The following is a 12,402-nucleotide window of genomic DNA, read 5'->3' as shown; positions in this document are numbered from 1 at the left end:
GGGTGCTATTGTGCGCAGGGATTGCCGCCGGATGCAAACACCGGCGGCAAGGCTTATCAGAGCTGATGATAGCCGGAGAGGAAGCGGCCAAAGCGAGAAATCGCCATTTCCAGATCGTCCTCGCGCGGGAGGGTGACAATACGCACATGATCCGGCCACGGCCAGTTAAAGGCGGTCCCCTGAACCAGCAGCACTTTCTCCTGCAGCAGGAAGTCGAGCACCATCTTCTGATCGTCGTGAATGTTAAAGCGCTTCGCGTCGATTTTCGGGAACATATACAGCGCCCCTTTCGGCTTGACGCAGGAGACGCCGGGGATCTCGTTGATCAACTCCCAGGCGCGATTGCGCTGCTCATACAGCCGACCGCCGGGGACGATAAATTCGCTAATGCTTTGATAGCCGCCTAAGGCGGTTTGAATCGCGTGTTGCGCCGGTACGTTGGCGCACAGGCGCATGGAGGCCAGCATCTCCAGCCCTTCAATGTAGCCCTTCGCGTGTTTTTTCGGCCCGTTCAGAACCATCCAGCCCTGGCGGAATCCGGCCACGCGATAGGTTTTAGACAGGCCGTTAAAGGTGACCGTCAGCAGGTCAGGGGCCAGCGCGGCGATCGAATGGTGCTGGGCCTCGTCGTAGAGGATCTTGTCGTAGATCTCATCGGCGAAGATGATCAGGTTGTGCTGGCGGGCAATCTCAACGATCTCCATCAGCAGCTCTTTCGAGTATACCGCCCCGGTCGGGTTGTTCGGGTTGATGATCACGATGCCGCGGGTGCGCGGGGTGATTTTGGCGCGAATATCGTCAAGATCCGGGAACCAGTCAGCCGATTCATCGCACAGATAGTGCACCGCTTTGCCGCTGGAGAGCGATACCGCAGCGGTCCACAGCGGGTAATCCGGCGCGGGAACCAGCATCTCATCGCCGCTGTTCAGCAGCGCCTGCATCGCCTGGACGATCAGCTCTGAGACGCCGTTGCCGATATAAATATCTTCCACCGTTATGTCACGCATGCCGCGAGCCTGATAGTGCTGCATGATGGCCTTGCGCGCAGAGTAGAGGCCTTTCGAATCACAGTAGCCCTGGGCGGTCGGGAGATTGCGAATAACGTCAACAAGGATCTCGTCGGGGGCATCAAAGCCGAACGGCGCCGGGTTGCCGATGTTCAGTTTCAGGACTTTATTGCCTTCTTCTTCAAGACGTTTTGCCTCTTTCAGAACCGGGCCGCGGATGTCGTAGCAGACGTTATCTAACTTGCTGGATTTTTCGATAGGGGACATGAACCTTTGACCTTTTAGCTGTTATCGCCACTCCCTGCTGTGGAAGTCAGCACGGAACAATGTACTCTTCATCCCCGAGGTTTTGAAGGGTTAACAGGAGAAGATTTTGCTAATATGATTTTTTTGGAGTAATCAATTTAGCTGATGCCGGGCTTTTTGTTTTATACAATATGCCTTCCATTGGTAATTTAATGGTTAAATATTGTGTATTTTTCGCTATTTAATGAACGTTTATCTGGTTTTCTGCCGGTCGGGAGACATCGGAGCACGTTTTTTGTACGTTTAGCGCGACCCGGCGTAAAAAGGTGTATAACTATTTAAGTAGGATGGCTGTAACGCTAATGTTAAATATGCTGAGCGAGAATATTTAACAAATTAAAAATTTTTTATTTTTTCGCCAGCGGAATTCTGATTTTTGTTAATTTAATTAAAGAGCTGAAAAAAATTTAAAATTATCTTTAATAGTAAAGATTAGCTCTTATAAATAATTCAGTTTTCGGTTAGGATACCCCTGTTAATATCGATTAAAGGCCTGCCGTTAGCGCGGGTTGGTTATTAATATATTGTTATTGCAGGCTTTTTTGTTCGTCTTTGTGCGGGTTGCGAGCGCGTGACTTGTGGGCTGATGGCAGTGCTCTGGTTATTGATGTTTTTTTGAATGCCATCACCGAAACTCGCTCGCGGTAATAAAAAGCGTAGAACTACGAACAAAATATTACTCAGACGTTTCGCACACTTGTCGCGGACGAGTACTTTCAAATGCAATAACGTTCTTCCAGTTGCCGATTCATTTTATGGATGGCACAAGGCTCAAGGAATAGCCGGAAACCTGGAGCACAGCATCAACAAGGCAGGTCAGCATTCGCCACCTGTAAGTGAAGCACATATGATAAATGCAAATCGTCCGATACTAAACCTCGACCTCGATCTGCTGAGAACATTCGTTGCCGTCGCCGATCTGAATACGTTCGCCGCCGCCGCCGCCGCGGTATGCCGTACGCAATCCGCAGTAAGCCAACAGATGCAACGTCTGGAACAGCTGGTTGGAAAAGAACTTTTTGCCCGCCACGGGCGCAATAAATTACTGACCGAGCAGGGTATTCAGCTGCTGGGTTATGCCCGAAAAATCCTGCGTTTTAATGATGAGGCCTGCCTGTCGCTGATGTTCAGCAGCCTGCAAGGCATCTTAACGATAGGGGCCTCGGATGAAACGGCAGAGACGATTCTGCCGTTTTTGTTGAACCGAATCGGCGGCCTCTACCCGAAACTGAACCTGGAAATCAAAGTCCTTAGTCATGTTGAGGCGGTGGAGATGCTGGCCAACGGTGCGATTGACCTCGCGTTGACCACTCACCAGTCCGGATATGTCGATACCCTGACGTTGCGCACTTCGCCAACGTTATGGTACTGCGCGGCCGATTATGTCCTGCGGCAGGGGGAGTCGATCCCGCTGATCCTGCTCGAAGAACCGGGACCGTTCCGGGCGGATATCATTGCCGCGCTCAATGCCGCCCGTACGCCATGGCATCTGGCCCATTCCGCTTCGACGCTTGCCGGCGTCAAAGCGGCGGTGAAGGCGGGGCTTGGCGTCACGGCGCGGCCGGTGGAAATGATGAGTCCTGAACTGCGTGTGGTGGGGAAAAACGACGGTCTTCCGGGGCTGCCGGATACGCATTACGTACTGAGCAGCAATCCGCAGAAAGCGAACGAACTGGTGCAGTCGATTTTCCGCTCGCTGCGTCAGGACGATAGCCCATGGTCATCGGAGCCGGTTTTTACCCCGGAAGGGGGAGATAATTCCCTCGTTTCCTGAGGGGATTTAGTTACGCAGATCACAAAAAGCTGGTAACAAATTGTAAGTGTAGAAAAGGGCCACAGAGGTTTGAATTACGCCCTGCGGTTCTTTTTTTTCTTATTTTACAGCGCTTTTTACTATTTGTTTGTTTTATTTTTATATTTATCAATCAGTTAACTAGGTTGTTGTGCTCACTTCCCGACTTTTCCCTGCACTTTCAATACTTCATGCTAATGTTAAAAAACCGACGGTATTGTTGCTGTTTTACAGCTTTAATTAACAAAAGCGTGTCACAGATCAAGAAAATACCCCTCCTTAGGGGGAGGAATCAAAGCTAAATCCTGTCAAAATAGACGGGTAATTTTGATTTACACCAGAAACGGACACGATTCAACAACACTAAATCCGGTTTGTATGCAAGGTTATTTCGCATAAAAGGGCATTTAATGTTAATGAAAAAAAAACTAATGTAAATTAATGTGGTTAAAACTTTTGTTGAAGTTGACAAAAGGTTAAAGAAAGGGGTAAAAAGCCACCGCATATAGCCTTCTACGCTAAGTAGGGACGCTTTTTTGCAAGGTTATTTTTTTATTCCTCCCCGTGAAACGCTGTGGCGTTCATCTGCCAGCAAGAGCAGAGGGTTTAGCGCTACACTTTTTTGGTTAAGCAATGCGTATGTCAACATCCACTGAAGTCATCGCTCATCATTGGGCATTCGCTATATTTCTCATCATTGCCATCGGCCTGTGCTGCCTGATGCTTGTCGGGGGCTGGTACCTCGGCGGTCGCGCGCGCGCGCGTAGCAAAAATACGCCGTTTGAATCGGGGATCGACTCCGTTGGTTCGGCTCGCTTACGTCTTTCTGCGAAGTTTTATCTGGTTGCCATGTTCTTCGTTATCTTCGACGTGGAAGCCCTGTATCTCTACGCATGGTCGGCTTCAATCCGCGAAAGCGGTTGGATCGGCTTTGTGGAAGCCGCAATTTTCATTTTAGTGCTACTGGCAGGTCTGGTTTACCTCGTTCGTATCGGCGCACTGGACTGGACGCCTGCGCGTTCCCGTCGCACGCTGGTTAACTCAGAAACAGACAGTCCCACTAACCGTCATATGCAGTAAAAGCGAGGCAATAAGATGGATTATACGCTCACCCGCATAGATCCTAACGGTGAGAACGACCGTTACCCCCTGCAGAAACAGGAGATCGTCACTGACCCCCTGGAGCAAGAAGTCAACAAAAGCGTGTATATGGGGAAACTCGAACATGCGCTGCATGACATGGTGAACTGGGGCCGCAAGAACTCAATCTGGCCTTACAACTTTGGCCTGTCATGCTGCTACGTTGAAATGGTGACGTCATTCACTGCGGTGCATGACGTTGCGCGTTTTGGCGCCGAGGTACTGCGTGCTTCTCCTCGTCAGGCGGACCTGATGGTCGTCGCCGGCACCTGCTTCACCAAAATGGCGCCGGTTATTCAGCGTCTTTATGACCAGATGCTGGAGCCAAAATGGGTTATCTCCATGGGCGCATGCGCCAACTCCGGCGGAATGTACGATATTTATTCTGTCGTCCAGGGCGTGGACAAGTTTATCCCGGTTGATGTTTACATCCCAGGCTGTCCGCCGCGTCCGGAAGCTTATATGCAGGCGCTGATGCTGCTGCAGGAGTCCATTGGTAAAGAACGTCGTCCGCTCTCGTGGGTGGTTGGCGATCAGGGCGTTTATCGCGCCAACATGCAGTCGGAACGCGAGCGTAAACGTGGCGAACGCATTGCGGTGACCAATCTGCGGACTCCGGACGAGATTTAACTTGCGCCTGCGGGCGGCGGCACAACACTTCGCAAATCAATCTACAACAGCGCGAAGCCACGCCCGGCAGTCACCACGGACCTTTTGCAATGGTGAACAATATGACCGATTTACATGCGCATGACGCCGCACCAGCCTGGCAAACCCGCGATCACCTCGATGACCCGGTGATCGGCGAACTGCGCAATCGTTTTGGGCCGGATGCCTTTACCGTTCAGCCTACCCGCACCGGCGTTCCGGTGGTCTGGGTCAAGCGCGAACAGCTGCTGGAGGTGGTTGATTTCCTGAAGAAATTGCCAAAACCTTATGTCATGCTGTTCGATCTGCACGGCATGGACGAACGTCTGCGTACCCACCGTGACGGGCTACCCGCCGCGGATTTTTCCGTTTTCTATCACCTGATTTCTATTGAACGCAATCGTGACGTCATGCTCAAGGTAGCATTGTCTGAAAACGATCTGCGCGTGCCGACACTGACCAAACTGTTCCCGAATGCCAACTGGTATGAGCGTGAAACGTGGGAAATGTTCGGTATTGATATCGAAGGCCACCCGCACCTGACGCGCATCATGATGCCGCCGACCTGGGAAGGCCATCCGCTGCGTAAAGACTACCCGGCGCGCGCCACCGAGTTCGATCCGTTTGAGCTGACCAAAGCCAAGCAGGATCTGGAAATGGAAGCGCTGACCTTTAAGCCAGAAGCGTGGGGCATGAAACGCGGGACCGAAAACGAGGACTTCATGTTCCTTAACCTCGGCCCGAACCACCCCTCCGCGCACGGTGCTTTCCGTATCGTTTTGCAGCTTGATGGCGAAGAGATCGTCGACTGTGTACCGGATATCGGCTACCACCACCGTGGCGCTGAGAAAATGGGCGAACGTCAGTCGTGGCACAGCTACATTCCGTATACCGACCGTATTGAATACCTTGGCGGCTGCGTCAATGAGATGCCGTACGTTCTGGCGGTCGAAAAGCTGGCGGGTATCACCGTACCGGATCGCGTCAATGTGATTCGCGTCATGCTCTCCGAGCTGTTCCGCATTAACAGTCACCTGCTGTATATCTCGACCTTTATTCAGGACGTCGGGGCGATGACGCCGGTGTTCTTTGCCTTTACCGACCGGCAGAAGATCTACGATCTGGTGGAAGCCATCACCGGTTTCCGTATGCACCCGGCGTGGTTCCGCATCGGCGGCGTGGCGCACGATCTGCCGCGCGGCTGGGATCGTCTGCTGCGTGAATTCCTTGAGTGGATGCCCAAGCGTCTGGATTCTTACGAGAAAGCCGCGCTGCGCAACAGCATTCTGATTGGCCGTTCAAAAGGCGTTGCCGCTTACGGCGCGAAAGAAGCGCTGGAGTGGGGCACCACCGGCGCCGGTCTGCGCGCCACCGGAATCAACTTCGACGTGCGTAAAGCGCGTCCATACTCTGGCTATGAGAACTTTGACTTCGAAGTGCCGGTTGGCGGCGGTGTATCCGACTGCTATACCCGCGTGATGCTGAAAGTTGAAGAGCTGCGCCAGAGCCTGCGCATTCTCCAGCAGTGCCTCGATAATATGCCGGAAGGCCCGTTCAAGGCGGATCACCCGCTGACGACGCCGCCGCCGAAAGAGCGCACGCTGCAGCATATCGAAACCCTGATTACGCACTTCCTGCAGGTTTCCTGGGGCCCGGTAATGCCGGCCAACGAATCCTTCCAGATGATTGAAGCGACGAAGGGTATTAACAGTTACTACCTGACCAGCGACGGCAGCACCATGAGCTATCGTACCCGTATCCGCACGCCGAGCTATGCGCACCTGCAGCAGATCCCGTCGGCGATTCGTGGCAGCCTGGTATCCGACCTGATCGTTTATCTGGGTAGTATCGATTTTGTTATGTCAGACGTGGACCGCTAATTATGCACGAGAATCAACAACCACAAACCGAGGCTTTTGAGCTGAGTGCGGCAGAGCGTGAGGCCATTGAGCACGAGAAGCACCACTACGAAGACCCGCGTGCGGCGTCCATCGAAGCGCTGAAGATCGTTCAGAAACAGCGCGGCTGGGTGCCGGATGGTGCGATCTATGCGATCGCCGACGTACTGGGCATCCCGGCAAGCGACGTGGAAGGCGTAGCGACATTCTACAGCCAGATCTTCCGCCAGCCGGTTGGCCGTCACGTGATCCGCTATTGCGATAGCGTGGTTTGCCACATTACCGGCTTCCAGGGCATTCAGTCGGCGATCGAGAAAAAGCTCGACATCAAACCGGGTCAAACCACCTTTGATGGCCGCTTTACTCTGCTGCCGACCTGCTGTCTGGGCAACTGCGACAAGGGACCGACGATGATGATTGATGAGGATACTCATAGTTATCTGACGCCGGAGGCGATTCCTGACCTGTTGGAGCAGTATAAATGAAGACAGTGATCCGCACTCCCGAAACGCATCCGCTCACCTGGCGTCTGCGCGATGATAAACAGCCGGTATGGCTGGAAGAATATCAGAGCAAAAACGGCTACGCCGGCGCGCGTAAGGCGCTGCTGGGGCTGGCGCCGGATGAGATCGTCAATCAGGTGAAAGACGCCGGTCTGAAAGGGCGCGGCGGCGCGGGCTTTTCCACCGGTCTGAAGTGGAGCCTGATGCCGAAAGACGAATCCATGAACATCCGTTACCTGCTGTGTAACGCCGATGAGATGGAGCCGGGCACCTATAAAGACCGCCTGCTGATGGAGCAGCTGCCGCACCTGCTGGTGGAAGGCATGCTGATCTCCGCGTTTGCGCTGAAAGCGTACCGCGGCTACATCTTCCTGCGCGGCGAATACATTGAAGCGGCGGTGCATTTACGCCGCGCCATTGCCGAGGCGACCGAAGCCGGTCTGCTGGGCAAAAACATTCTCGGCACCGGTTTCGATTTCGAACTGTTTGTGCACACCGGGGCAGGGCGCTACATCTGCGGTGAAGAAACCGCGCTGATTAACTCCCTTGAAGGCCGTCGCGCCAACCCGCGTTCCAAGCCGCCATTCCCGGCGAGTTCTGGCGTGTGGGGTAAACCGACCTGCGTGAACAACGTTGAAACCCTGTGTAACGTCCCGGCGATTCTGGCCAACGGCGTCGAGTGGTATCAGAACATTTCAACCAGCAAAGATGCCGGTACCAAGCTGATGGGCTTCTCTGGCCGGGTGAAAAACCCGGGCGTCTGGGAGCTACCGTTTGGTACCACCGCGCGCGAAATCCTCGAGGATTATGCCGGCGGCATGCGCGATGGCCTGAAGTTCAAGGCCTGGCAGCCGGGCGGCGCGGGGACCGACTTCCTGACCGAAGCGCATCTTGATCTGCCGATGGAATTCGAAAGTATTGGCAAAGCGGGGAGCCGTCTGGGCACCGCGCTGGCGATGGCCGTCGACCACGAGATTGGCATGGTGTCGCTGGTGCGCAACCTGGAAGAGTTTTTCGCCCGCGAGTCCTGCGGCTGGTGTACGCCGTGCCGCGACGGTCTGCCGTGGAGCGTGAAAATTCTGCGCGCTCTGGAGCGCGGTGAAGGCCAGCCGGGGGATATCGAGACACTTGAGCAACTGTGTCGGTTCCTGGGGCCGGGGAAAACCTTCTGTGCGCATGCGCCAGGTGCGGTAGAACCGCTGCAGAGCGCCATTAAATATTTCCGCGACGAATTCGAAGCAGGCATTAAGCAGCAGTTCAGTAATACCCATGCTATCAACGGGATTCAGCCGAACCTGCTTAAGACGCGCTGGTAATGTCTCCACCGGCTCTTCCAGGCGACGCGAAGGCGGCAATCTGGAAGAGGAAGTGGTAACGATTTTTTAATTTGGAAGCATGCTAATGGCTACGATTCATGTAGACGGCAAAGAATACGAGGTCAATGGAGCGGACAACCTGTTAGAGGCCTGTCTCTCTCTTGGTCTTGATATTCCATACTTTTGCTGGCACCCGGCGCTCGGCAGCGTCGGTGCTTGCCGCCAGTGTGCGGTGAAGCAATATCAAAACGCGGAAGACACGCGTGGTCGCCTGGTGATGTCCTGTATGACACCGGCATCGGACGGCACTTTTATTTCCATTGACGACGGCGAAGCGAAGCAGTTCCGCGAGAGCGTGGTGGAGTGGTTGATGACCAACCACCCGCACGACTGCCCGGTCTGCGAAGAGGGCGGTAACTGCCACCTGCAGGATATGACCGTGATGACCGGTCATAGCTTCCGTCGCTACCGTTTTACCAAGCGTACCCACCGCAACCAGGATCTGGGGCCGTTCATCTCGCACGAAATGAACCGCTGCATCGCCTGCTACCGCTGCGTTCGTTACTACAAAGATTATGCCGACGGCACCGATCTGGGGGTGTATGGCGCCCACGACAACGTCTACTTCGGCCGCCCGGAAGATGGCGTGCTGGAAAGCGAATTCTCCGGCAACCTGGTTGAAGTCTGCCCGACCGGCGTGTTCACTGATAAGACGCACTCCGAGCGTTATAACCGTAAATGGGATATGCAGTTTGCGCCGAGCATCTGCCAGCAATGTTCCATTGGCTGTAACATCAGCCCGGGCGAGCGCTATGGCGAGCTGCGTCGTATCGAAAACCGTTATAACGGTACGGTAAACCGCTACTTCCTCTGCGACCGCGGTCGTTTCGGCTATGGCTACGTGAACCTGAAAGACCGTCCGCGTCAGCCGGTGCAACGTCGCGGCGACGATCTGATTACCCTTAACGCTGAACAGGCGATGCAGGGGGCTGCGGATATTCTGCGTCAGTCGAAAAAAGTGATTGGTATTGGCTCGCCGCGCGCCAGCATTGAAAGCAACTTTGCGTTGCGTGAGCTGGTGGGCGCTGAGAACTTCTATACCGGCATTGCGAAGAGTGAGCAGGAGCGCCTGCAGATGGTGCTGAAAGTGCTGCGTGACGGCGGTATTCATACCCCGGCGCTGCGCGAAATCGAATCCTACGATGCGGTACTGGTGCTGGGCGAAGATATCACCCAAACCGGCGCCCGCGTCGCCCTGGCCGTACGTCAGGCGGTGAAAGGGAAAGCGCGTGAAATGGCCGCGGCGCAGAAAGTCGCCGACTGGCAGATTGCGGCGATCCTCAACATCGGTCAGCGCGCGAAGCATCCGCTGTTTGTCACCAATATCGATGACACCCGTCTCGACGATGTCGCCGCGTGGACCTACCGCGCGCCGGTTGAAGACCAGGCGCGCCTGGGCTTTGCCATTGCGCATGCGCTGGATGACAGCGCGCCGGCGGTGGACGGACTGAGCAACGATCTGAAAGGCAAAATCGATGTAATCGTCCAGGCGTTGGCCGGGGCGAAGAAACCGCTGATTGTCTCCGGGACTAACGCCGGCAGCATTGAGATTATTCAGGCGGCGGCCAACGTGGCCAAAGCGCTGAAGGGCCGCGGTATCGACGTCGGCGTCACCATGGTCGCCCGGGCGGTGAACAGCGTTGGCCTGGGACTGATCGGCGGCGGCTCTCTGGAAGAGGCGCTGAGCGAACTGGAAACCGGCGCGGCCGATGCGGTTATCGTGCTGGAAAACGACCTGCACCGCCACGCTTCTGCCGAGCGCGTAGACGCTGCGCTGGCCAAAGCGCCGCTGGTGATGGTGGTTGATCACCAGCGCACGGCGATTATGGACAAAGCGCATCTGGTGCTTTCCGCGGCAAGTTTCGCCGAAAGCGACGGGACGGTGGTCAACAACGAAGGCCGCGCACAGCGTTTCTTCCAGGTTTACGACCCGGCTTACTACGATGCGAATACCGTCATGCTGGAAAGCTGGCGCTGGCTGCACTCGCTGCACAGCACCGTCGACAACCGTCAGGTTGACTGGACGCAGCTGGACCACGTGATTGATGCCGTCGTGGCGAAACTGCCGCAGCTGGCAGGCATTAAAGATGCCGCGCCGGACGCGACCTTCCGTATCCGGGGCCAGAAACTGGCGCGTGAGCCGCATCGCTACAGCGGCCGCACGGCAATGCGCGCTAACATCAGCGTGCATGAACCGCGTCAGCCGCAGGATAAAGACACCATGTTCGCCTTCTCGATGGAAGGGAACAACCAGCCGTCCGCGCCGCGTTCGCAAATTCCGTTTGCCTGGGCGCCGGGCTGGAACTCCCCGCAGGCGTGGAATAAATTCCAGGACGAAGTGGGCGGTAAACTGCGCCATGGCGATCCGGGCGTACGTCTGATCGAGGCGTCTGCCAGCGGTCTGGATTATTTCACCACGGTGCCGGCAAGCTTCCAGGCGGAAGAGGGGAAATGGCGTATCGCGCCGTACTACCATCTGTTCGGCAGCGACGAACTGTCGCAGCGTTCTCCGGTCTTCCAGAGCCGCATGCCGCAGCCGTATATCAAGCTGAACCCGGCGGATGCCGCGAAGCTTGGCGTCAACGAAGGGGCGATGGTCTCCTTCAGCGTAGAAGGCCAGGCGCTTAGCCTGCCGCTGGTGATTTCTGCGGGGCTGACGGCAGGGCAGGTGGGCTTGCCGATGGGGATGCCGGGCATTGCGCCGGTACTGACCGGCGCACGTATTGACACACTGCAGGAGGCGAAAGCATGAGTTGGTTAACACCGGATCTCATCGACATTCTGTTAACCATCCTGAAGGCAGTGGTTATTCTGCTGGTGGTGGTGACCTGCGGTGCGTTCATGAGCTTTGGCGAACGTCGTCTGCTGGGGCTGTTCCAGAACCGTTACGGGCCTAACCGTGTCGGCTGGGGCGGGTCGCTGCAGCTCGTCGCCGATATGATCAAGATGTTCTTTAAAGAGGACTGGGTTCCGCGCTTTACGGACCGCGTTATCTTTACTCTGGCCCCGGTTATCGCCTTTACGTCGTTGCTGCTGGCCTTTGCTATCGTGCCGGTCAGTCCGTCGTGGGTGGTCGCCGACCTGAACATCGGTATCCTGTTCTTCCTGATGATGGCCGGTCTGGCGGTTTACGCCGTGCTGTTCGCCGGCTGGTCGAGTAACAACAAATACTCGCTGCTGGGGGCGATGCGTGCTTCCGCGCAGACCCTGAGCTACGAAGTGTTCCTCGGTCTGTCGCTGATGGGCGTGGTGGCGCAGGCGGGATCGTTCAACATGAGCGATATCGTCAACAACCAGGCGCATCTGTGGAACGTGATTCCGCAGTTCTTTGGCTTTGTCACCTTTGCTATCGCCGGCGTGGCGGTCTGTCACCGTCACCCGTTTGACCAGCCGGAAGCCGAGCAGGAACTGGCCGATGGTTACCACATCGAATATTCCGGCATGAAGTTCGGTCTGTTCTTCGTCGGTGAGTACATCGGGATTGTCACCGTATCAGCGCTGATTGTGACGCTGTTCTTCGGCGGCTGGAATGGCCCATGGTTACCTCCGTTCATCTGGTTCGCGCTGAAAACCGCGTTCTTCATGATGATGTTCATTTTGATTCGCGCATCATTACCGCGTCCGCGCTATGACCAGGTAATGTCCTTTGGCTGGAAGGTATGCCTGCCGTTAACGCTGATCAACTTGTTGGTAACGGCGGCTGTCATTCTCTGGCAGGCGCAATAAGGGGTG

Annotated in this window: 9 protein-coding genes; 8 read left to right on the top strand and 1 reads right to left on the bottom strand. The window is 55.5% G+C overall.

Annotated elements, in window-relative coordinates; translation table 11 throughout:
* Positions 1 to 56: 56 nt before the first annotated feature.
* Positions 57 to 1,274 carry an alanine transaminase AlaA gene (alaA, locus tag EDF73_RS03215; RefSeq protein ID WP_132725662.1) on the bottom strand — a complete coding sequence of 406 codons (1,218 nt, stop codon included), beginning with the start codon at positions 1,272 to 1,274 and terminating at the stop codon, positions 57 to 59.
* Positions 1,275 to 2,160: 886 nt separating this feature from the next.
* Between alaA and EDF73_RS03210 the strand changes: the two genes are divergently transcribed.
* The 8 genes from EDF73_RS03210 to nuoH all read left to right on the top strand — a co-directional run bounded on the left by EDF73_RS03210 (position 2,161) and on the right by nuoH (position 12,396).
* Complete coding sequence (locus EDF73_RS03210; protein WP_132725660.1) at positions 2,161 to 3,087, top strand: LysR family transcriptional regulator; 927 nt, start codon at positions 2,161 to 2,163, stop codon at positions 3,085 to 3,087.
* Between the two features lie 651 nt (positions 3,088 to 3,738).
* The gene (gene nuoA, locus EDF73_RS03200) at positions 3,739 to 4,185 is read left to right on the top strand and encodes an NADH-quinone oxidoreductase subunit NuoA (protein WP_132725657.1); all 447 of its coding nucleotides are present in this window, start codon (positions 3,739 to 3,741) and stop codon (positions 4,183 to 4,185) included.
* A gap of 15 nt (positions 4,186 to 4,200) precedes the next feature.
* Positions 4,201 to 4,875 (top strand): NADH-quinone oxidoreductase subunit NuoB, encoded by a 675-nt coding sequence (gene nuoB / locus EDF73_RS03195; protein WP_002913178.1) that lies wholly within the window; start codon positions 4,201 to 4,203, stop codon positions 4,873 to 4,875.
* 89 nt (positions 4,876 to 4,964) lie between these two features.
* Positions 4,965 to 6,773 carry an NADH-quinone oxidoreductase subunit C/D gene (gene nuoC, locus EDF73_RS03190; protein WP_132725654.1) on the top strand — a complete coding sequence of 603 codons (1,809 nt, stop codon included), beginning with the start codon at positions 4,965 to 4,967 and terminating at the stop codon, positions 6,771 to 6,773.
* Between the two features lie 2 nt (positions 6,774 to 6,775).
* Positions 6,776 to 7,276 (top strand): NADH-quinone oxidoreductase subunit NuoE, encoded by a 501-nt coding sequence (gene nuoE / locus EDF73_RS03185; RefSeq protein WP_004865099.1) that lies wholly within the window; start codon positions 6,776 to 6,778, stop codon positions 7,274 to 7,276.
* Positions 7,273 to 8,610: an NADH-quinone oxidoreductase subunit NuoF gene (nuoF, locus tag EDF73_RS03180; RefSeq protein WP_004865097.1), complete on the top strand. Its 1,338-nt coding sequence runs from the start codon at positions 7,273 to 7,275 to the stop codon at positions 8,608 to 8,610. The genes nuoE and nuoF overlap by 4 nt, the downstream gene beginning before the upstream one ends.
* Positions 8,611 to 8,695: 85 nt before the next feature.
* Complete coding sequence (gene nuoG, locus EDF73_RS03175; RefSeq protein WP_132725652.1) at positions 8,696 to 11,422, top strand: NADH-quinone oxidoreductase subunit NuoG; 2,727 nt, start codon at positions 8,696 to 8,698, stop codon at positions 11,420 to 11,422.
* The gene (nuoH, locus tag EDF73_RS03170; RefSeq protein ID WP_132725649.1) at positions 11,419 to 12,396 is read left to right on the top strand and encodes an NADH-quinone oxidoreductase subunit NuoH; all 978 of its coding nucleotides are present in this window, start codon (positions 11,419 to 11,421) and stop codon (positions 12,394 to 12,396) included. Before nuoG ends, nuoH begins: the two co-directional genes overlap by 4 nt.
* Positions 12,397 to 12,402 lie beyond the last annotated feature (6 nt).

Source organism: Klebsiella sp. BIGb0138, assembly GCF_004342285.1.
Classification (GTDB): Bacteria; Pseudomonadota; Gammaproteobacteria; order Enterobacterales; family Enterobacteriaceae; genus Klebsiella.
This window is presented reverse-complemented; position numbering and strand designations above follow the sequence as displayed.

Excerpts from the sequence above, each read along its gene's own strand:
- nuoE (WP_004865099.1), top strand. The coding sequence starts at position 6,776 with ATGCACGAGAATCAACAACCACAAACCGAGGCTTTTGAGCTGAGTGCG.
- nuoA (WP_132725657.1), top strand. The coding sequence starts at position 3,739 with ATGCGTATGTCAACATCCACTGAAGTCATCGCTCATCATTGGGCATTC.
- nuoG (WP_132725652.1), top strand. The coding sequence starts at position 8,696 with ATGGCTACGATTCATGTAGACGGCAAAGAATACGAGGTCAATGGAGCG.
- EDF73_RS03210 (WP_132725660.1), top strand. The coding sequence starts at position 2,161 with ATGATAAATGCAAATCGTCCGATACTAAACCTCGACCTCGATCTGCTG.
- nuoB (WP_002913178.1), top strand. The coding sequence starts at position 4,201 with ATGGATTATACGCTCACCCGCATAGATCCTAACGGTGAGAACGACCGT.
- nuoC (WP_132725654.1), top strand. The coding sequence starts at position 4,965 with ATGGTGAACAATATGACCGATTTACATGCGCATGACGCCGCACCAGCC.
- nuoF (WP_004865097.1), top strand. The coding sequence starts at position 7,273 with ATGAAGACAGTGATCCGCACTCCCGAAACGCATCCGCTCACCTGGCGT.
- alaA (WP_132725662.1), bottom strand. The coding sequence starts at position 1,274 with ATGTCCCCTATCGAAAAATCCAGCAAGTTAGATAACGTCTGCTACGAC.
- nuoH (WP_132725649.1), top strand. The coding sequence starts at position 11,419 with ATGAGTTGGTTAACACCGGATCTCATCGACATTCTGTTAACCATCCTG.